At 47.9% G+C, this 21,192-nt stretch carries 18 protein-coding genes; 3 read left to right on the top strand and 15 right to left on the bottom strand.

Annotated elements, in window-relative coordinates; genetic code table 11:
• Positions 1 to 254: 254 nt before the first annotated feature.
• Positions 255 to 1,004, top strand: coding sequence for an acetolactate decarboxylase (locus tag KS4_RS16965; RefSeq protein ID WP_145081041.1), 750 nt, complete (start codon positions 255 to 257; stop codon positions 1,002 to 1,004).
• Between the two features lie 153 nt (positions 1,005 to 1,157).
• Here KS4_RS16965 and KS4_RS16960 read toward each other — a convergent pair whose 3' ends face one another.
• The 4 genes from KS4_RS16960 to KS4_RS16945 all read right to left on the bottom strand — a co-directional run bounded on the left by KS4_RS16960 (position 1,158) and on the right by KS4_RS16945 (position 6,209).
• Entirely contained in the window at positions 1,158 to 2,186 is a 1,029-nt protein-coding gene (locus tag KS4_RS16960; protein ID WP_145081038.1) for a paraquat-inducible protein A, read from the bottom strand.
• A 48-nt stretch (positions 2,187 to 2,234) separates the two neighbouring features.
• Positions 2,235 to 3,116 carry an acetolactate decarboxylase gene (locus KS4_RS16955; protein ID WP_145081035.1) on the bottom strand — a complete coding sequence of 294 codons (882 nt, stop codon included), beginning with the start codon at positions 3,114 to 3,116 and terminating at the stop codon, positions 2,235 to 2,237.
• A 139-nt stretch (positions 3,117 to 3,255) separates the two neighbouring features.
• Positions 3,256 to 4,554 carry a DUF1501 domain-containing protein gene (locus tag KS4_RS16950; protein ID WP_200761391.1) on the bottom strand — a complete coding sequence of 433 codons (1,299 nt, stop codon included), beginning with the start codon at positions 4,552 to 4,554 and terminating at the stop codon, positions 3,256 to 3,258.
• A 71-nt stretch (positions 4,555 to 4,625) separates the two neighbouring features.
• Positions 4,626 to 6,209: a DUF1800 domain-containing protein gene (locus tag KS4_RS16945; protein WP_145081032.1), complete on the bottom strand. Its 1,584-nt coding sequence runs from the start codon at positions 6,207 to 6,209 to the stop codon at positions 4,626 to 4,628.
• A gap of 202 nt (positions 6,210 to 6,411) precedes the next feature.
• Between KS4_RS16945 and KS4_RS16940 the strand changes: the two genes are divergently transcribed.
• The gene (locus KS4_RS16940) at positions 6,412 to 7,233 is read left to right on the top strand and encodes a sugar phosphate isomerase/epimerase family protein (protein WP_200761390.1); all 822 of its coding nucleotides are present in this window, start codon (positions 6,412 to 6,414) and stop codon (positions 7,231 to 7,233) included.
• 63 nt (positions 7,234 to 7,296) lie between these two features.
• Here KS4_RS16940 and KS4_RS16935 read toward each other — a convergent pair whose 3' ends face one another.
• From KS4_RS16935 to KS4_RS16890, 10 genes are all read right to left on the bottom strand, one after another.
• A complete protein-coding gene (locus KS4_RS16935; protein WP_145081026.1) occupies positions 7,297 to 8,427 on the bottom strand; it encodes a protein-glutamate methylesterase/protein-glutamine glutaminase in 1,131 nt (376 codons plus the stop codon).
• 50 nt (positions 8,428 to 8,477) lie between these two features.
• A complete protein-coding gene (locus tag KS4_RS16930) occupies positions 8,478 to 9,920 on the bottom strand; it encodes a DUF342 domain-containing protein (protein ID WP_145081023.1) in 1,443 nt (480 codons plus the stop codon).
• A 147-nt stretch (positions 9,921 to 10,067) separates the two neighbouring features.
• Entirely contained in the window at positions 10,068 to 10,436 is a 369-nt protein-coding gene (locus KS4_RS16925) for a response regulator (RefSeq protein WP_145081020.1), read from the bottom strand.
• Between the two features lie 61 nt (positions 10,437 to 10,497).
• The gene (locus KS4_RS16920; protein ID WP_200761389.1) at positions 10,498 to 10,977 is read right to left on the bottom strand and encodes a chemotaxis protein CheX; all 480 of its coding nucleotides are present in this window, start codon (positions 10,975 to 10,977) and stop codon (positions 10,498 to 10,500) included.
• Between the two features lie 16 nt (positions 10,978 to 10,993).
• Positions 10,994 to 13,261 (bottom strand): chemotaxis protein CheA, encoded by a 2,268-nt coding sequence (locus KS4_RS16915; RefSeq protein ID WP_145081014.1) that lies wholly within the window; start codon positions 13,259 to 13,261, stop codon positions 10,994 to 10,996.
• 19 nt (positions 13,262 to 13,280) lie between these two features.
• Positions 13,281 to 14,102, bottom strand: a complete 822-nt coding sequence (locus KS4_RS16910; protein ID WP_200761388.1) for a CheR family methyltransferase — start codon at positions 14,100 to 14,102, stop codon at positions 13,281 to 13,283.
• A gap of 114 nt (positions 14,103 to 14,216) precedes the next feature.
• On the bottom strand, positions 14,217 to 14,750 hold the full coding sequence (locus KS4_RS16905; RefSeq protein WP_145081008.1) for a chemotaxis protein CheW: 534 nt from the start codon (positions 14,748 to 14,750) through the stop codon (positions 14,217 to 14,219).
• A gap of 301 nt (positions 14,751 to 15,051) precedes the next feature.
• Positions 15,052 to 15,483: an RrF2 family transcriptional regulator gene (locus KS4_RS16900; RefSeq protein ID WP_200761387.1), complete on the bottom strand. Its 432-nt coding sequence runs from the start codon at positions 15,481 to 15,483 to the stop codon at positions 15,052 to 15,054.
• Between the two features lie 55 nt (positions 15,484 to 15,538).
• On the bottom strand, positions 15,539 to 16,042 hold the full coding sequence (locus KS4_RS16895) for a hypothetical protein (protein WP_145081002.1): 504 nt from the start codon (positions 16,040 to 16,042) through the stop codon (positions 15,539 to 15,541).
• A gap of 269 nt (positions 16,043 to 16,311) precedes the next feature.
• Entirely contained in the window at positions 16,312 to 17,430 is a 1,119-nt protein-coding gene (locus KS4_RS16890) for a hypothetical protein (protein WP_145080999.1), read from the bottom strand.
• A gap of 430 nt (positions 17,431 to 17,860) precedes the next feature.
• Between KS4_RS16890 and KS4_RS16885 the strand changes: the two genes are divergently transcribed.
• A complete protein-coding gene (locus KS4_RS16885; protein ID WP_200761386.1) occupies positions 17,861 to 19,378 on the top strand; it encodes a leucyl aminopeptidase family protein in 1,518 nt (505 codons plus the stop codon).
• A 31-nt stretch (positions 19,379 to 19,409) separates the two neighbouring features.
• On the opposite strand, the gene KS4_RS16880 is transcribed toward KS4_RS16885, so the two are convergent.
• Positions 19,410 to 21,005, bottom strand: coding sequence for a sigma-54-dependent Fis family transcriptional regulator (locus tag KS4_RS16880; protein ID WP_145080993.1), 1,596 nt, complete (start codon positions 21,003 to 21,005; stop codon positions 19,410 to 19,412).
• Between the last annotated feature and the right edge of the window lie 187 nt (positions 21,006 to 21,192).

The following is a 21,192-nucleotide window of genomic DNA, read 5'->3' as shown; positions in this document are numbered from 1 at the left end:
AGCGGTTTGCTGAGAGGCAAGCCGCTTTTTATATGTTTGGACTAATCAGGGGATAGATATTATCAGGCTAACTAATGGTTAGATGTAAAATATGGGATGAAAAATCAGTCTTGATAATGAGGGGGATAGGAGGAGTGGAGGAGATTTTACCCTGCTTGGGTTGATATGCGAGGTTTTGGTGCCGAAGATAATTGGGCATGGCAAGACTGTTTCGGTTAGTAACACGCTATTCTTCCTAGCAGGGGACATGCACCATGAAAAGAACTTTATCATTATTTACGATTGCGACAGTAGTCGCGGTTGGCGTCGGATGTGAAACGACGTCAAAGGTCAAAACTCAAAAGGTTGGGTCGGTCAATCAGATTGGCACGGCACAAGCGCTTGAGATTGGGGCTTACCAAGGACAGATGACGGTAGCGGAGCTGCAGTCGTATGGGGACTTTGGTATAGGCGTGGCGGAAAACTTGAATGGTGAGCTGATCATGTTAGATGGTGAGCTATACCAGTCATGTGTTGGAGATGAGCTGACGAAGCCGGCACCGACGGTACAGACACCGTTTGCGACGGTTACGCATTTCAGTTCACAGAAGAGCTGGCCCGTATCGAATACGATGACGTATTCGGACTTTGAGAAGCTTTTGGATGATCAGGTGATTAATCCTGAGCATGTGAATGCGATCAAGTTTACGGGAACGTTTGATACGGTTCGTTATCGTTGTTTGACGTTGACACAGAATTATGTGCCATACGATCAGGCGGTGAAGAACGAGCATGTATATGAGAATGATAATGTGAAGGGTACGCTGGTTGGGTTCTACTATCCGCCATTCATGGGCGAGTTGAACTTTAAGCGTTACACGTTCCATTTCATTCAGGACGATGCGCGTCATGGCGGTCACCTGGTTGATGCGAAGTTGCGTACCGGTAAGGTTGAGATGATGGAGTTGCCTGACATGTATATCATGACGGGTAATGTGAAACCTCCGCTGGTATCGCCTCGCTAATTCCGGAGCGTTGAGCGGAGGTATCTGGAACGATTGCAGAATCATCGAATGGCCAGATACTCACGCAGATTGCTCTAATAACCAGATAGGAAGAATGTTATGGCCCTGCGAGTGAAAACTCGTGGGGTTTTTCTATTGGGTAAGGAGGTGAGGTTAGATCTTGGTGTGTTTGGATTGGAGCGATGCGAGTAGATGAGAAATGATGGTGAGGAGGATGACAGCGATGACGAGGAGAATGAGCCCGGGGCGGATCGCGGTTTTGATGAGAGAATGGCCCTCGAGGAGAAAGATGAGAAGGGCGAGTGCGAAGACGTCGAGCATTGACCATGAGGTGAGGGCGTGGGTGATGAGGTGGAGGAGGTGTCGGCGTTTTGGGGTGAGGTCGCCGAGATAGAGTAGGAGGTTGAAAATAAGGTGGAGGAAAGGGGTGATGATGAGGACGAGGAAAAGGAAGGCGGCAAAGATGGGGGCGCCGGCTTTGAAGAGTGTGGTGGTGGTGCGGAAGATGGAGTAGGCGTGCTGGTTGAAGAAGAAGCCTTGGATGCGGAAGTAGGGAAAGCCGATGGCGGTGAGTAATGCGATGAGGGCGAGGAGCCAAAGTGATGCATAGAGGAAGGAGAGTTTTGAAGATTTTGTAGCAATACAGACGGGGGAGGTGTCGTTACGTTTGCGATTTGGTGTGTCGATGGGACGTGAGATGGTTTGGATGATGAGGGAGGTGATCATGGAGAGTGTGATGGCGATGAGGAAGAGATAAACACCGAAGCGTATAGCTGAGGAGATGACGACTTGGTTGGTGGTGAGGACGAGAAGGATGCAGACGATGAAGATGTCGAGCATGGACCATTTGCCGAGGGTTTCGAGAATGGCGATGGTTTTTTGTCGTTTGTGGGGAGAGGTGATGTGAAGCCAGGTGATGGCGATGAGTGCGAGTTTGATGAAGGGGAAGATGATGGAGAAACCGACGATGAGTGCAGCGACGAGATAGAGTTTGGCTTCCCACATGAGCTGGACGGTGTGAGGGAGGGAGTAGATTCGAGTGGGGGAGAGCGCGAGGTTAATACGTAGAAAGGGAGTGAGAAGCGCTGCGACGTTACAAGAAAAAGAGATGAGCCAGAGTGTTGTGATCAGAGGCGTGTATCGTGGAAGCGCGCTGTGTAATGTTGTGAGGTTCGTGTTCACGGTTAAAGGGATGTTATATAGCTAATCACTAATTAGATTAAGTTGCATTTATCGATTTGGATTGCTGGGATTGTTTGGGATTTGAGGATTTGGTTTATTGTGATTTGGGTTGTTGTTGCCTTCACGAACATCACGGGGGCGAGGGGTTACGATGGTGTTTGGAGCTGCGGAGGGATACTCGTTGGTAGGTTGTGAGGGTGAGGTTTTGGATTGTGTGAAGATGATATCGAGTTTATCGATGGGATCGACTTGGACGATGGCGTTATGGATGTTTGTATCGAGGACGTGGCCGGCAATGGTGTGGTCGTCGGAGATGAAGTGATAGTGGAATGAGATGGTGTTGACGTGGCCGAACCATTGTGGGAAATAGAAGCCGATAAGGGTTGCATCAATATCTTTGGCGAGGTAGCGTTTTTCAATATTGGCGAGAGAGTTGAGGCCGATATAGGGTGGGTTTTGTTTGGGCCATGAGCGGTAGTGTATGTAGTTAAATCTGCCTTTGATTTTGATGGCGTAGGGTTTGTTTTCGCACATATGACGATCTAGAACGAGCATGTCGTTTACGTCAACGAGCTGTTGGGATTGATTGATAGGAATATCCGTTTCAGAGGCAAAGAATGTGACGGTTGCGAATGGAATGGTGATTGATGGCGATGCGATGGTAGGCTTGCCGTTTTCATCAGCTTTGTAAAGGATGCCGTCGAGCATGATCAGTTCACCGTCGAGTCCGGTGAAGGAGCCAAGGCCAAAATTGCCATAGGATGAGAGCTCGGCGCTGGTGATGATGCCATCGTATTGTGCGGTATAGAGCGAGTGGATTGTGTTGATTTGAGTGGCGGTGCTGGTTTGAGAGGACTTACGCTCACAGGCGGTGAGAATTAAAAGGACAATAAGAAGGAGGGCAGCGTGGATTTGAATATATGGTTTCATGATAACGCCTGTGACAATGAATAACGATGAGCTGCGAAAGACTCATGGGTAAAGTTGCTACAGGTGATGATCGGTCAAGGGGAAGGTTTGGAGTGAGTGCTGGGGGTTGTGTGTAGGGGCGGACGTATGGTTATAAGGTCTATGCGGTGAATAGTTTGAGGAGTTGGGGGTTTGCGTTGTATTTGGGGAAGAAGTCGTGTTTGTCGGTATCGAATTGGAAGAGGCCTTTGAGGACGGCGGAGAAGACGTCGCGGAAATCGGTGTGGACGGGGAGATCGCGTGATTGGTAGAGGGCGCGTTGATCGAGACCTGTCCATTTGCCGAGGATTTGTCCACCGGCGATGGGCCCACCGAGAGCGAGCATGTAGCCGCCGTGGCCGTGGTCGGTACCGTTGTTTCCGTTTTCTTTGACGGTTCTGCCGAATTCGGTCATGACGAGGATGACGGTGTTGTTGATGTGCGGCCCAAGGTCTTTGGAGAAGGCTAATAGAGAGTTAGAGACGTTTTGGAGCATGCGAGAGAAGTTACCGGTGGCGGCGCCTTGATAGGTGTGATGATCCCAGCCGTTATAGTCGATGGCGGCGATTTGGAGGTTTTGATCTGTTTTAATGACAGCGGCAAGGTCGCGGAGTTGTGAGCCGAGGTTTGAGTTGGGGTATGTGGTTTGGGGCTTGTAATTTTTGATGAGGGTATCAAGGAGATGAACGCGTTGGATGGCCTGTTGGCCGGTTTGGATGATGCGCTGACGATTTTGTTCAGCGGTGATGGGTTTGGCTGCGTTTAGGTTGGCTGCGGATGCGCCTTCCTTGCAGGTGTATAGTGATTGGAATTGGGTGATGGCGGAGGCTGCGGCGTAATCCGGGACTGCAACAACGGGGTATTGGCCGCGGAGTGAGCGAGGGAGGATGGGTTGCATGCAAAGTGCGCGAAGTGGGTGGTCGTTAGAAGATTGTGAGAGCTGAAGGAAACGGTTGAGCCAACCTTCGGTGATTGTTTTGATGCCGGGTGCGGCACGCTCCATGAAATCTTGCGCGTCGAAGTGAGAACGAGTGGGGTGGGTGGAGCCTGTGCAGAGTATTGGTGCGAGGAGATTTTGTTTGTAAAGTTCGGCGAGTGGTGCGGCAGCAGGGTGGAAACCGAAATGGTTGCTGATGGGGATGATTTGCGGCTTGTTGTTTTTATTGTGTGTGGGGACTGCGATGGTAGGTCGAAGTTTTGGGTAGAGTGAATCAGCGTAAGGGATGATGGTGTTGATAGGGTCGGAGCCGCCGCGGAGGTATAGGGTGATGAGGGTGGGTGTTTTTTTGCAGCCGTGCGCTTGCGCGAGGGGTGTGGATTGCGAAAAGGCTTTGATGGTTGACCATGGGGAAATTGAACCCGCTGCTGCAGCGGTGAGGATGGCGGATGATTTGATGAATTGTCGTCTTGTGGTGCTCATGGTCATACTCATTTGTGGGGTTGGGTCGATGATACAAAAAGTGTGTGAAGCATGATGGGAATGAGAGAGATTTATTGCATTTGGAATTCAGGTGAGCCAAGGATGAGGGCTGTATAGTTGGCAGGGGAGGGGTTGAGTTGTAAAAGTTTTTTGAGCTCAGGGCTGAGTGTATCGGGGTTGAGAATGGAGGTGATGTTGCTGGGAGAGAGGGACGAGGCGCGGACGCCTTTGATACGGTTATTCGCAAGGTTTTGGGCGAACTGCCAGCGGTAGATCATGACACCGGGGTCGAGCCACGCTTCGGATTGATCGTAGTAGCCTGTGGGGTCGGGGCAGCGATAGAGACTTTGTCCCATTCTATCCATTGCATAGACAATCGCATCATAGCGGGAGATGGTTGCATTAGTCGCACGGAGTGCGGCGATTGTGAACTCGAAGGGTGTACGGAATTTGGTGCGGTGGTTTTGCGGGTTAAGGAATTGCTGTGACGTGAGTATTGTGCGGTAGACAGCGGTGAGGTTGCCTTTGGTTCGGACGAAAGTATTGGCGGCGGCTTTGACGATTTCGGGGGGTGGGGTATCGGAGATGAAGTAACGACAGAGTTTGTAGGCGATGAAGTTGGCGGTATTGCGGTGACGGGCAAGTTTAGTGATGACTTCGAGGCCTTCTTTTATGCCGGATTTTCCGGAGAAACGGAGGTTGAGGATGTTCTTGCGGTTGAAGTCGTGGGCGTTTTCATTGAAGTAAAATTGATATGTGGCGTTTTGGTTGGATTGATTGGTGTATTTGCCATCATTGATCCATGCGGCAGTCCAGCCTGTGAGGGCGCGGGCGAGTTCGGTGACGTCATGCTGTGAGTAGCCGTTGTCGACGCCGAGTGTGTGAAGCTCCATGAGTTCACGGGCGTAGTTTTCATTGAGGCCGCGTTGTCTCTCTAATTGTTGAATAGATTGAGATTTTGGGGTACGTCTACGGTCGGCTGCGGAGACGATGCGTTGTTCGCGATCGGTGAATGGTTTTTGTGAAATATTGTTGTCGAGATAGAGGAGCATAGCGGGGTGTTGAGCGGTGGCGAGCAGTAGTTGATCGAATCGTCCGAAAGCATGCTTTCGAAGTGTGTTTTCAAAATCGGGTGCGAGATAGGGGAGGAAATTTTTGTTTTGATCGACGGTGAAGTGGTTGCGCCAAAAATCGAGAATAACTTCCTCGAACTGACGTGGAGAGTTGACTGCGTTGTAGATGACGAAGGCGCGGAGTTGTTTGTTGATGTTGTTACGGAGACGGTTACGTTTTTTTTGTTCGTCGATTCGTTCTTTGTTTTTATCATAAGGCGGGTTGTAAGTGCGGATCGCATCACTAATTGATAGATAGAGTGCTGGGAAGTTTTTCTGAGTGTAAGATTGGGAGGTTAAATTGGGGATTGATGATGGATTGAGTTGGGATTCGAGCCAATCGTTATAAGATTGTGAAGTGAGGGCTTGATGGTCTGTGGGGGTTGCGTTGAAAGTGAGGCGCGATAGGACATGATAGGCTTGGGCGTCAGTGAGGGTCATGTCGAGCTTGGGCTGAGGCTTGCGGCGGGGTGGGGCGGCGTATGCTGAGAAAGTGATTGAGAGAATCGCAAGCAGGGCGAGGATAATGGTCGTGTGTTTCATGATAACAGTACGGCGGTAGGGTGGTATGAATTGATGAATCCTTATGATAATGAAAGCAGGGGGCGAATCACAAGAAATTTGTATGGTTGGCAGAGAAAGTCGTGATAGCGATTTTTTTTAGGTGATTGGATGGTTATAATCACGGGGCAGTGGTGTCATCGTAATGAGATTTGATAGTCAATTAGATTGATAGGAAATGATTATGAGTGCTTCTGCTATGGGTGTGTGTAGTTGGTCATTACGGCCAAACAATGCGGATGAGTTAATGGATGCTTTGGAGGCGGTGGGTTTGAAGAAGGTGCAGTTGGGGCTGACGCCGATTGTTGAGGAACCGGCAGCTTGGGTGGGTGTGTTTGATCGGTTGAAAGCGTCGGGGATTGAGATTGTGTCAGGGATGTATGGGCCGAAGGGTGAGGATTACAGCACGCTTGAAACGATTGCGGCAACGGGCGGGTTGGCAGTTGATGAGCATTGGGAGGATAACCGGGTGATGGCAGAGAAGGTTGCGGCGATTGCGAAAGCTGAGGGGATTGAGGTGATGACATTTCATGCTGGGTTCATACCACATGATCAGAATGATCCGGTGTTTGGAAAATTGTGTGAACGGATTAATACCGTGGCAGATATTTTTAAGGCGGCGGGGAGTGTGACGTTGTTTGAGACGGGTCAAGAGACAGCAGAGGATTTGAATGCGTTTTTAGATTATTTGAATCGTGAAGATGTGGGGATTAATTTTGATCCGGCGAATATGATTTTGTATGGAAAGGGTGACCCGATTGAATCGCTGAGAAAATTGATTGGCCGTGTTAAACAGGTGCATGTTAAAGATGCGAATGCGACGAAGACGGTAGGGACATGGGGGAGTGAGGAATGTGTGGGTACTGGTGAGGTGGATTGGGATGCGTTTGTGGGTGTACTGAAGGAGCATGGGTTTGGAGGTGAGTATGTGATTGAACGAGAGGCGGGCGAGTCGCGGGTGGAGGACATTAAGAAAGCAAAAACGTTGATCGAATCCATGCTTTGAAGATATGAGGTATGAAAAAAGGCGAGCAGATGAATGCTCGCCTTTTTATTATTTAATGGTTGGTTAACTGGCTTTGCGCTGTTGGTTATGAAGTGTGTTTTTGAGGCACTGCCCGATATTGTCTGGGGAGAGTGATGCGTCAATGATTTTTTCGTTGGTGACGGCTTTTGGCATGCCATAAACAACGCAAGAGTCGGGGTACTGCGCGATGATTTTACTGCCCTTGTTGTGGAGCTCTAGAGCGCCGATCTTGCCGTCTTCGCCGATGCCGGTGAGGACGATAGCGAGAGCGCGTGAGCCGAGGGTTTGGGCGACGGATTGGAAGAGTGCGTCGACGGATGGTTTGTAGACAGCGGATGTGGGTTCGTCATTAACACGGAAGTAGCGACGTGTTAGGCCAGCTTTCTTGATATGTGTGTGTTTGGCACCGGGCGCGATGTAGACGTTGCCGGGCTCGATGTTCATGCCGTCATCGATATGCTTGACGTTGATTGCGCAGATATCGTTGAGGCGTACAGCCATAGATTCGGTGAAGAGTCGAGGCATGTGCTGAGCGATGACGATTGGGGTTTTAAAGTCTTCGGGGAGTTGAGTAAGTATTGATTCGAGGGCAGGGGGGCCGCCGGTACTGGAGCCGATACAGATGATGTCGAATTGCGAGCTAGTATAGGCAGGGATTTTGAGAGGAAGATCTGTGATGTCCTTTTTACTATCCATCGCGGCTAAGAGCCTGGCGCGGGCGGAAGTAAGTGGTTTTGCGGTGGAGGTGGTTGTTGATGATTTCCTAAACCGATTATTTTTCGCGAGGGCGCGGCAAAGTTCGAGGAGTTTGCCTTTGATATTCTGAATATTGGTTGAGAACGTTGCGTGGTCTTTTGCGAGAACATCGGCGGCTCCGAGACGGAGTGCTTGGAGAGATGCGACTGAGCCTTCAGTGGTGAGAGAGCTGATCATGATGACGTTTGTTGGTGACTGTCTCATGATGCGGCGAAGAGCGGTGAGGCCGTCCATTTCGGGCATTTCGATATCGAGTGTGATGATATCTGGTTGGAATTCTTTTGCGTATTCGACGGCCTCTTTGCCGTTGCGTGCGATCTTAATAACTTGCATGTCGGATTCGTCTTCGAACATGCCGGAGATTGCGCGACGCATAAAGGCGGAGTCATCAACAACTAGAACTTTGATTTTTTTCATGGCGTTTAATTTTTCTAAATCAGTTGTGTCTTAGCGTATATATCGTGTGTTCAGGAAGGGGATTTGAGTGTTCTTACTGTGGATATATCGGAAAGCGGTTTTGGCTTGGCGCCAGATCGTTGGAATACCAGTTGTTTGTTTGTGTCTTCAAAGATAGATACGGGGCCTTTGATGAGATCGTTGATCGTGTATGAGATGTCATCGGTGACGAAGCTGACATTTGGATAAATGGCGTGGTCGACTTGTACGTTTACTTTACGATTGTCGTCGATGCGAGCGTTGAGGTTAGTGAGAGTGGGTTCCGCCTTTTCCAGCGTCTTGTTGATGTGCTGCACACTGAACATGTATTCGGTATGTTTTTCAGCATCTTTAGGGCTGAGCTTGTTTTGTTGAGAGGCTTGATTGAACTGATCGATTTTCTGATTGAGTTGATTGATGTGAGAATTAAACTGATCGATGATATCGTTCAGTTCATTCGCGAGGGTTTGAAGTCGTGGTACGCTGCCGAGGACAACGGTTGTTTTGACGTTGCCAGCGGAGCCGAGGTTGCTGACGTGGACGGCTTTGCTGACTTGAATATTGCAACCAATGAAGCTGGCGAGGGGAGATTTAATTTCACCTGTAACGATAAGCGTTGAGTTGATAGCCTCTTTATCGATGAGCAGATTTTGACCAACTTCAGCGTTGACATTGTCGAGGTACTTGGTTGAGAGATTGCCGAGAACGATGGTGTCGGCGCGTGTGCGACCGGCGTAACCCTTTGTGATTTTTAGTGAGTTGCCGCATTCGATTGTTGCATCTTCGACAAAGCCTTGAACTGTGATACTGCCGGAGGCTTTGACGTGAAAGCGGTCACGTATGTCGCGCATGATTTCAATGTCGCCGGTGAAATCAATATTGCCGGTGGAGAAATCAACGTTGTCGTCGATAACGAGAAGTTGATCGATTTTGGCGAATTTATGTGATGTTAGTAGGACACCATCGAGCTGCGCTACAAGGTTACCATCTTTATCAACGCGTATGGAAGGATCGATTTCGACATTGCATTGAAGAGGTTCTTTGGCGGGTATGGTTTTACCGGTGACATCGCGGCCATCGGTACCTTTTTGCGCATCAACCATTGTGCCAAGAATGTCGTTCTTACGAACCATCACAAATGCAGAGCGGCTGTAATGAGAGGCTTTACCTTCGGCGGCCTCATCATCTTTCTGAATCCAGTTAACGGTGCCATCGATACCATGCACGGGTAGCTGTGCGGTAGCGATGGTGTGTTTAACTTCCTTGTCGCGAGAAGCTTTAGCTTTTTTAAGGAAATTCTGAAGCGCTTTCGAGACTTCATCGTTGATCTCGATACCTGCCTCCATGAGAGCTGTGAGGCAGAGAGGTTCATTGATCAGCGAACGATCCGCTTTTTCTTGTAGCACAAGTTCTGCGGAGGTTTTATCCGGAGATGTGATCGCTCGGATGATGTTTTGTTCCGGCGCTTCAGACATTTTTAGTGTACTTTAGAAGTGTATTGCGTTGATCCTTGGATCGAGATGTATAAATTCTAGAAAAGCGGAATTTGCGATTGTAGATTATTTATACATGAACGCGTTTAACACTAATCCTGTATTGAGCCGAAAGCGCCTAATCAAAGATTAGGCAGCTGTTCGAGCCAGGGTTTCCTTGATACGTTCTGATAGAACATCGGGTGTGAACGGTTTTACGACATAGTTGTTGACACCGGCCTTGATGGCTTCAACGACGCGCATTTTTTCGGCTTCAGTTGTGACCATGATAATCGGGCAGGTTTTACCCATGCTGCGGTACTTTTTGACGAAGCTCAGGCCATCCATGTTAGGCATGTTCCAGTCGACGAGAAGTAGATCCGGCTCGAAGGCACCGACTTTAGAGAGGGCGTCGAGACCATCTACGGCCTCCTCGATTTCGCCGTAACCGAGCTGTGTCAAAATACCCTTTTGGATATTTCTCATGGTTTTTGAATCGTCTACGAGTAAGACTTTCATTCTATTCACTCCACATCCAGTTGATGTATGTTGTTTTCTGTGTTGTATTGCTAATCAAGTATTAGGCAGTTGCTTCAGCTGCTACGAGGTTGCGTATACCGACTTCGACGCAGAACTCGCCGCAATCTGATTCGCAAGGGATCAGGATGCATGTGAGATCCTTTTGGCCGAAGATTTGATGGTTACTACCGATGACGACGGAAGGGCAAGAAATTGATACGGTTTTGTCGGTGAATTGTGCTTTTGCACCACCGGATACCATATTGACGAGCTCACCAACGGCGTCGGCAAAATCTTCACTTTCAGAAGTCATGTCCATACCGGTGAAGATGGAAACGATGCGTTCAGCGGTCGTTGTTGGGAAGCTTAAGACGACGGTGCCGTCAACATCGCCAGACATACCGATGATGCCAGAGACATCGAAGGAAGGTTCATCTTCATTTTTCAGTGTTGGTTCTTTAATCTGTACAGGTAGCTGAAGCATCGTCTCAAAGACGTTCTGCACAGATTTCATAAAAGGGATAATGTAGTTCTGATTCATACGGAATCTCCTAGTATCAGGCCGCGGCCTTTTCCTGTCCCAGGTTCGCTGAGTGTTTAAGAAGTTCGATGACATCGAGGATGAGGCAAACTTCACCATCTTCCTGGATGGTAGCGCCACTGAAGGGACCACCCTCTGTGTAGGTGTCGTCCAGAGGTTTGATGACGATTTCTTGTTGACCGATGAGACGATCGACGACGAGTCCGGCGGTCTGGCCGCCAACGGCAACGACGACTGCAAAGCGGTCACCGTTATCTGTTTCAGTTTCGTTAAGTCGGTGCCTCATGTTGATAAGAGGCAGGACGGAGTCACGAAGTCGCATGACCTGCTGACCGTTGATTGAATAGACGGCTTCTTCGGTAGGTCGGACGATTTCGAGAATGCTTTGTAGTGGAACGGAGTATGTGTGGTTGCCTACGCCGACAACCATGGCGGGCATGATGGCGACGGTAAGCGGGATGAGGATTTCAATGGTCGTTCCACGACCTTTTTTGGATTGAATGTTGATGCTGCCGTTGAGCTTGTTGATGTTTGTACGGACTACATCCATGCCGACGCCACGACCTGAGAGATCGGAGACTTGCTCGGCGGTAGAGAAGCCGGCTTCGAAGATGAAGCGGAAAACATCGGAGTCAGTGAGTTGAGCGAGTTGCTCTTGTGTTGTGAGTCCGCGTTCGATGGCTTTGTTGCCGATGACTTCACGGTCGAGACCCTTGCCGTCATCTTTGATTGCGACGCGGACGTGTGAACCTTGATGTTCGGCGGAAAGTGTGATCGTTCCGATTTCAGCTTTACTCACTGCGAGACGGGCTTCAGGGGACTCAACGCCATGATCTGCGGAATTTCGAAGAATATGGACGAGGGGGTCTGCGAGTTGTTCGAGAACACTCTTGTCGACCTCTGTTTCCTTGCCTTCAATTTGCAGATTGATCTTTTTGTCAGTCATACGAGCGATATCACGGATCACGCGTGGGTAACGGTCGAAGAGTTTGGCAAGCGGCTGCATACGGGTACGCATGACACTGACTTGTAACTCACCCATGAGACGATCGAGTTCGCCTGCTGCGCCGACAAATTCTTCATTCAAATCGTGGCTGGTATCGGAATCACGTAAGTTGCGTGTAAGTGCGAGGACTCGATTTTTGTTTAGAACAAGCTGCCCAACGAGGTTGAGTAATGATTCGAGACGGCTGACTTCAACACGTATCGTTTGTTCAACTGTTTTCTTCGTGGCTGCCTGAGTATCTGTTTTTACAGTTGAATCATTCGAAGATGATGCTGCCGCACCATTCTCAGGTTTAGCGATTGTTTGTTGCTCAGGTGTTGCATTGGCTGATGCATTTTCTTCTATGACCTGATCAAGTATGAGTAACTGCTGGATGTCGTTGTTGTGCTTGCCTGTGATATCGGGATCAAGTGGTTGATGATTACAGAGTTGCTCGGTACGTTCGACGAAAGTATCGAGAGGCCAATGGAGGGCTCTGTTTTTACCGAGCATTTCGGTTTGATCATCGATGAGGAACTTGGCAGCATTCAGACGAATGATGACTTCATCAAGTAGATTGTGTGGACATTCGTCGATAGTTGATGCAATTCGGTCAAGCAGTTTGACGACCTTACATAATGCATCTAATTCGAAGAAGTCGGCGGTCTTGATCAGGTTATCTGCGATTTCAGTGAGGATTTCGGCAGCGTCATGACGTGTGCCGTCGTTACCGATTTTCTCGAACACCTCATCAAGCTGTTTTGAATAATCTTGAAGATCAATGACCATAAATTCGATCAGATCAACTTTTTGAGCTGGTAGATCAAGTGTTTCGCCGGGTAAATCATTGTTAATCGGCTGTGTGGCTGCAGTTTGTTCTTCTTCGTTTGAATCACTTGTGGTGCCAGAGGCGAGTTTGTGCAGAAGATCGATAAGATCTTGCGGACCATCGGAGGGGTCCTCGCCGTTTGAAAGCGATTCGATTTGGTCGCGGACGATATCAGCACTACGAAGCAGCGCATCCATCACATCTGGTGTGATTTGGATTTCGCCTTTACGAAGACAATTGAGGCAGTCTTCGGCAGCGTGCGCGAAAGTTGTAACTGCGGTGAGGCCTAAAAAACTGGCGGCACCTTTAATTGTATGAAGCGCACGAAAACAGCTGTTACAGAGGTCAGAAGATTCGTCGGGTGAGACGTTTTCAAGCTGAACGAGATCGCTGTCGAGTTGTTCAATTAATTCGCCAGCTTCGGTTAGGAAGTCCTGAAGCAGGCTTTGGTCCATATCATCGAGAGACATTGTCGTACTCCTGTATACCTCAGAGCTTTGTGTAGGCGAATGCTTGAGGTGCGGCGATCTGTTCAAATTTCACGTTTAAGTTTCTGAGTGATTCCGAGTGGCCAATGAATAGGCAACCGTCTTTGGCGAGTTGATCGTGGAACATGTTAATGACAGATTTTCGCATGTCATCGTCAAAGTAGATCAATACATTGCGGCAGAAGATCACATCAAAAGTTCCGAAACGTTTTGCTGAGAGTCGATCTTTGAGATTGAGTTTTTCAAAACGGCACATTGATTTGATTGCGGGATCGAGATGGTAAAAGTTACCGTCCTGTTTGAAGTACCGCTGTAAAATCATTGGGCTGAGCGTTCGAACTGAGTAATGCGGGTATTTTGCTTCTTGGGCTTGTAGTAATACTTTTTCACTGATATCTGTGCCAAGGATTTCGATTTTCCAATCGAGTGCACGTACGCCCAATGATCGTGTTAGTTGGATGGCTAGCGTATAGGCCTCTTCACCTGTGGATGAGGCGCTTGACCAGATACGCAGAGTTTTCTTTGCCTGACGTGCTTCAATGAGCTTTGGGAGAATTTCTTGCTCGAAGTATAGAAGCTGGGGCTCATTGCGGAAGAAACTGGTTTCGTTGATCGTGATGCGGTTGAACATCTCCTGAAACTCGTCCATCTGGTATGGGCCAGTGGTCAGGTACATGATGTATTGATCGAAGTTGTCGAATTCGAGTTCTTCAACGCGACGTGAAAGTCGACTTTCTAGAACATATTTTTTTGAGTCAAGAAAATGGATGCCTGCACGTTGATAGATGACTTTGCGCAATTGATCGAATTGTGCATCGGACATTTTGATTTTGCTTGCAGATGTTAGAGATGTAGGCGTCATCGAATCGCTTTCAATCAAGATATGAAAAGGAATCAAAGCTCCCCTTACGGAGAGCTTTGATGTTCTGATTGCGGTTTATGCAGCGGCTTTTGTAACCTTCGCAAGTTCATCAACGTCGTAACCAGCGAACAATTTTTCGAGGTTAAGCATGATAAGCAGACGATCATCAAGCTTGCCTACACCTTGGATGTAGTCAGTGTCAATGCTGCTGCAGATAGATGGGGGTGGCTCAACAATATCAGAGTTGATGCGAAGAACTTCATTGACACGATCGACGGTGAAGCCGATGACGCGGTTTGCAACTTCGATGACAATGATACGTGCATCTGCGGTATCTTTGAGTTCACCCATGTCGAATCGCTTACGGAGATCGATAACAGGGATGATTTTGCCACGCAGGTTGATGACACCCTCAACGTATTCAGGACTTTGAGGAACGCGCGTGATCTGCATCATGCGGTTGATTTCCTGAACACTGAGGATGGGGACTGCAAATTCTTCATCGCCAACAACGAAACTGACGAGTTGAAGGAGTTCGCCTTCTGAGGTGGTGATCGCTTCACCATGATCAGCGGCAACGGATGTATTATCAGTATTTTCAATAGACATATTTCAAGCCTCCAATGGAACACGTATTGCCCCAGAAACTGGATCGTTATTGAGCTTAAGGTGCTCATGCAGACGTGAATGGATTCATTCCACGACCTGCTCTGGATTACAGGATCGGAGAGAGAAGCGACTCTCTTTAGGGGAACCACCTGATGCTGGAAAAATAACAGCGATGTTTGTGTGATAATTATGCTGTTCAAGCATGTTATGGGGGTTCAAGTCCGATATTTGAGATATGGGGTGATAAAAAAAGTGCACCGGTTGGTGCACTTTGAGTGTTGTTTTAAGTTTATACTGAGGTTTAGCCAGCAACAGCGAAAGTGGGTTGCTCCTCTGCAACGACGAGATCTGCAACAGTGTATTTGCAGAGCGTATCGCGGAGTTGTTGAGCAGCATTTTGGCATGCGCTCTGGAGGATGTTCATTGAGTAATCAAGCTTGCCCGTGTGCTGGCTGATGGGCATTTCGCCAGCGATTGGTCCGTCAATAGCCTCAACGATTTCGAGAAGGCTAATGCTTTCGGCGGGACGATGGAGGAGGTATCCACCACTACGGCCGAGTTGGCTCTTGATCAGACGATGTCTCGAAAGAGCCTGAAGGATTTTCAGTGCTGAATCCGTTGGAACACCGAGGTGTTCAGCAACGGTTCGGGCCTGAGTAGGGCCTTGTGTTGTTTGGTTTGCCAAGAACGCGATTGCGAGTGCTGCATGCGCAGAGGTTTTACTGAGTTTCATCGGAGCACCGACCTTCCAGATAGAACGGTGCATGACTGAGGTGTGATCTGAGGTGTTATGACTTAAAAGTCAGATCGCAATTCAGCTTCCTGAGGATGGAAATCCACATTGGATCAACCTGCAATGTTTGGCCTGGATGGCTAGCAGATTTGATATTCCAAAGTGAAACGGTCAGGCCGGTGGGGTGTTTAGGGTGCCAATAGACTGATGCAGAGCATAACCAGTTGGGGTCACGGATGATGTGAACCTGAGGTTTCAATGCGTTTTTATCTATTGGCGACCATAAGTATTGTTGCCAGAGTTGATTCAGCTTTTGGTTCTGGGCGTTGTGATGGAAAGCGTTAAGAATTCCAAGGACAACGCGTGCTGAATCGCTGGCCCACAAAAGTTGGCCTGACTGTCCGATCCTAAAGATCGCGCCGCTTAATACCGTATTTCCAAATAAAGAACTCACCCGGCGGCAATGCATGCGATAGTCGGATGCACCACTGGGTGGCGGTACAGGCTGTGCTTCGGGGGACTGAACCTGTGCTGCTACATTTTCCGTTGAATCAGACACCAATGTCTAACGCTCCGGGACCCGCCCCTTGGGTGTTATTGGTATCGACAAGGTCAAAAGATTGACTTGAGGGCTAAATAGGGAGGGTATTATCGGGCGTTAAAATAGAGTATTCACTATATTTAATAAAGGGATTCCCTTATATTGTGCACACGTTCAAATGGCATGGTCATTGTTTGAAGCGATTAGGCCTTGTATGAACATAGGGCAAAAGAAAAAGCTGCACAAATCGTGCAGCTTTTTCTTTTTAATTGCGGTGGCTGATGGCTTTACTTGGTTTGGAGTTCATCTTCAGGAATATTAAATGGAGATTTTGTGAGAATCTTATTCCAATCATTGACCTTGGTCTTGATGAATGCCCAGTCGCCAAGACTGAGAGCGTTATCGATTTTCTCAGGTGAACGGGCACCGGGATCGATATTCTCATGAGCAAATCGCATGATTCGATCGCCTAGGCGGATAATTGTACGTTTATCCGCAATAGTTTCATTTGTGAATGCCGTATCAGTGAGGAGTTGATCGGTTGCTAGAGTCATATAACGGAAGGCGACACTGGTAAATGATTTGATTTGATCAGAGTCGATGCCGTTACGTGCAATATCAGCAATGAGCTTGGTGAACATTTCCTGCAGAGCTTTTTGCTCAGGGCTGTAGGATGCGTAAATATCTTTTGCATGAACGCCAACACGAGCTGTGAGGACATTTAGGAGGATTCCACGAGCGGTACCGACATTCATATTACTGAGTGCGGCAAGTTGCTCTGTGAGAGCTGCGGACTGTGTTTCGCGTCCAAGTGCCTGTTCTAAGAGTTTAAGTACTGGTGCCTGCTCTTCTTTGGTCAGACGTTTGTACTGTGCGATCTTTGAGACAGCTTTTGAGGCCCAATATCGTACGCCAGGATTTTCGTCATTGAGTCCGATGGCAAGGACAGGTTCAATACCAGCACCTTCGGTGTTGACGAGCACGATCATGGCGTTGATGCGTGTGAGAAGAAAGTTATTCTCAATCTGCGCTTTTTCATCTGCGCTAGAATCGCTGGGAATATTTGGTTTTTGAATGACCTGAGCGAGTTTCGCCAAAAGGTTGTGGTTGAATTGTTTGACGAATTCTTTCGAAGAACCAGATGGAGAGACAATCTGCTTGAGCTCTTTACGTGCTTTTGCGATCTGGGCTTCATCGCCGCTGGCGAGTTGCATAACCCAGTAATCGTTGAAAGCATTGATAGCTTGCAAGCCGTCGGCAGGCATAGGTGCGTCGGCGGTTTGAATACTTTGGATGATACGTGGGGCAGGCTGATCGCTTTGTGCGAGAGTCGGGGTGGGTAGAGACCCAAAGAACCCGGCTGCAGTTATGGCCATGGCCCCAACCAATGGACGAAGTCGTCTCATTCTTAAACTCTCCGAAAATCTACTGAAGGAGGAGGGCATCGTGAATGTAAATCCAGTTTTGGTTTACCCTTGCAGACTATCATTTGGCAGGGGGGGTTGTCAAATGATTTTGCCTACAGCGTTGATGCAAATCATTATTTTAATTGAGTTTAAGTGTTTTTGTGACTTTTATCAAAGTGGTAGGTGCTGCGTTGGCCTGCAGAGGAACAAATGAGTATCGCTGGTGGAGAAGTGATTCGCAAGAGAAATATGTAGGTAGGTTGAGATATTTCGGGGTGTAACGCATTGAAATGATTTGATTGGGGGTAATGGAATAGACGAGATATATATGATGCAGGTGGTATCTGGCGGTTGGTGATCGTGTTAATGCACGCTGCGAGGATGTGCAGTGAAAAGCTCCGTAATCTATATATAAGAATGAGGTATGAGGATGTATCGAAGAATTAAATCTGCTGCAGATATTAAAACGACTGGGCGGCTGTCGAGTGCTGTGGCGATATTCTTAAGCGAAAAGACCACGAGATTACCGGCTGAATATAAACAGTTAGACCAGCAATTAGGTGGTGTGTTGTCTGGTTATATTAAGAGAGATGAGTTTAATGGTCGGGTTGGTGATGTTGCGGTGTTGTATCCTGAAAGCGGCGCAGAGAGATTGTTTGTCGTTGGCTTAGGCAAGGTTGATGTGATGAATGGTAATCAGCTTCGTATCGCATCCAAGGCGCTATATCGAGCTGTAGATTCCGCGAATGTCTCCAAGTTGATGGTATTTGGTATTGATTCGATGAAGGGTAGTTTGAAGCCTGCTGAGTTTGGAGAGGCTGTCGGGGATGGGATGGGGATTGCATCCTTCGAGTTTTTGGAGTTTAAAGGTGCTGTGAGTGGGTCAGAAAAGAAGAACGCTGCGTTAAAGTCGTTGGTTGTGAGTATGGAGAAGGGGTGCAGAGGTGGGTTAGATCGAGCGATTGCGATGAATGATGGTGTATCAACAGCGAGACGTTTGGCAGCTACACCGCCGAACGTTGCGAACGTACCTTATATTGAAAGGTACTGCCGATCAACCGCGAAAAAATTGGGGCTGAAATGTACCGTGATCAATGCTGCGAAGGCAAAGCAATTGGGTATGGGGGGATTGTTAGCTGTGGGAGCAGGTAGTGAATCTAAGCCAGCGATCATTGCTTTGGAGTGGAAGGGTTCAGATGCGAAGGCAGACCCAATCTTGTTGGTTGGAAAATCAATAACGTTTGATACAGGTGGATATTCGCTTAAGCCAGATGGCGGCAAGGGAATGAAGTATGACAAATGCGGCGGGATGACGGTGATTGGGATTATGGAGGCTGTAGCGAATTTGAAACTGAAGCAGCGGGTTGTCGGTTTGATTGCTGCTGCAGAGAATATGATTGACTCGGAAGCATACCGTGTTGATGACATAATTAAGTTCACCAATGGCGTAACATGTGAGGTCACGAATACTGATGCTGAAGGGCGATTGGTTTTAGCAGATGCCTTGGCCTATGGGACGAAGACATATAAACCAAAAAGTGTCATTGATATGGCAACGTTAACGGGCGGTGTGGTTGTCGCATTGGGGTCATATTGTGCTGGCGTATTTGCGACTGATGACAAAATAATGGCATCGATGCAGAAGGCTTCGCAGAAAACTGGTGAGAAAATTTGGCGATTGCCGCTTTGGGATGAGCATCGTAAGCAGATGTCTGGAACACACGCAGATTTAGTCAATTCTGCAAATCGTGAGGCGCATCCAATTCAGGGGGCCGCGTTTTTATCGCATTTTGTAGGGAAAGATGCCCCGAAATTGATGCCTAAAATGCCGTGGATGCATATTGATATCGCAGGGGTGGCTTCATTTGATAGTGATACGGCGTTGTATCCCAAAGGCCCATCGGGGTGGGGAGTTCGCTTGGTGACAGAGTATCTTGCAAATAATTAAGCAAACAATGAGGCTGCATCATGCGGCCTTTTTAATTGGTGATGTTAAAGTCTTTGACTTTTTTGTTGAGTGTATTGCGATTGATGCCAAGAAAATCCGCGGTGCGCGTTTTGGTCCCATCATTGTATCCGAGGGCTTCACGGATAAGTTGTTTCTCGACCTCATGGACAACTAAGTCGTAAATTTGGCCTTCATAAATACTGTATTGTTTGATACCTAGCTCTGCGAGTTTAGAGGCAAGTGCTTCTACAGATTCGTTTGAGCTTTCGCCTCGAGTTTGCTGTGCGTACATTCGTATTTGTAGCGGTAGTAATTCGAGTGTGAATTCATCACTGGAAGAAAGAACAGTCGCTCGTTCGATAGCATTCTCAAGTTCACGTACGTTTCCAGGCCATGGGTATCGTAGTAATGTGTTCAGGACATCACGATTCATACGGGAGAGATTACGATTGTTCTCTTTGTTGTAGGTATCGAGGAAGTGGTCAATGAGTTTTGGTATATCATCACGTCTGTTACGTAGAGGAGGGAGACTGACGGTAACGACATTGAGGCGGTAATAAAGATCTTCACGGAAATTGCCTTTGCGTACTTCTTCTTCTAGATCCAGATTCGTTGCGGCTATGACGCGAACATCGATCTTGATGGTTTTGTGGTCACCTACTTTTTCTAGTTCGCGTTCTTGTAGTACACGCAGGAGTTTGACTTGCATCTGAGCGTCGAGTGTGCCAATTTCATCAAGAAAGATTGTGCCACCGTTTGCAGCCTCGAAGCGGCCAATTTTGTCACGTACCGCTCCGGTGAATGCACCTTTGATATGGCCGTACAATTCGGATTCTAAGAGTTGTGGTGATAGTGCGCCACAATTAACGCGGATCAAGGGTTCGTCTTTACGTGGTGAGTTGTAATGAATTGCTTTGGCGATTAGCTCTTTGCCGCAGCCGGTTTCACCGAGAAGGAGAACAGTTGCGCGTGATGATGAAACTTGTCCAATTGTTGCGAGTACATCTAGCATCGCTGGGCTGGAGCCGATGATATTGCCAAACCTGTATTTACTGTGAAGGCTATCGCGTAGCTGTTTGTTTTCGGTTGCCCATTGTTCTTTTTCGAGTTGAACAAGGTGGTGTATGCGGATCGTCTGTGAGAACATTCCAGCGATTACATTCAGTAGCTGTGTCGTTTGTTCGAGTATCTTCTCTGTTTGGTAGGGAATATCAATACTCATCGTACCGACATAGTCGTTGCCATCTTTTATAGGTAAGCAGATGAATGAGATGATTTCGTCTGAGTTGGTACTGTTTGTGCGGCTGCCGGTTCTGTCGAGGAAGTCTGGGTGTTTGGAAATATCTTGAATGATGGCGATTTGGCCGCTTGCGAGTACCTGCCCGGTGACACCTTCTCCGACAGCGTATTGTCCTCGACGTTGTTCTTCAGCCGTTAAGCCGACCGAAGCGAAGATATTTAGCTGGTTTGTCGAGTTGTCTAATAGAACAAGTGAGGCTCGATGTATGTGCAGCCTATCGGAGAGTAACGCGATAGCTCGCTGGAAAACCTGCTTCAATTCTAGTCCATCACTTAAAATTTGAGTGATTTCAGTCAATGTGACTAATTCTTGGTCATTGCTACTCATAGATTGACTATTAAAACATCAATTGGAGATAAATCAAGCGAATGCAGGTCGTTATCTATAGAAAATCCGTGCGCAAAACACTAACTAAAACCAAACATTAGATGCTAAAAGAGACAAATCACATAAATCAAGGTCTGTTTGACAGATATAAAAGAAGGTACAGGGGATGTTGCTAGAAAAATGCGCA

The sequence above is a fragment of the Poriferisphaera corsica genome (genome assembly GCF_007747445.1).
In the GTDB taxonomy this organism is placed as follows: domain Bacteria; phylum Planctomycetota; class Phycisphaerae; order Phycisphaerales; family Phycisphaeraceae; genus Poriferisphaera; species Poriferisphaera corsica.
Note: the sequence above shows the minus strand (reverse complement) of the source record. Positions and strands in the feature narration are given on the sequence as shown.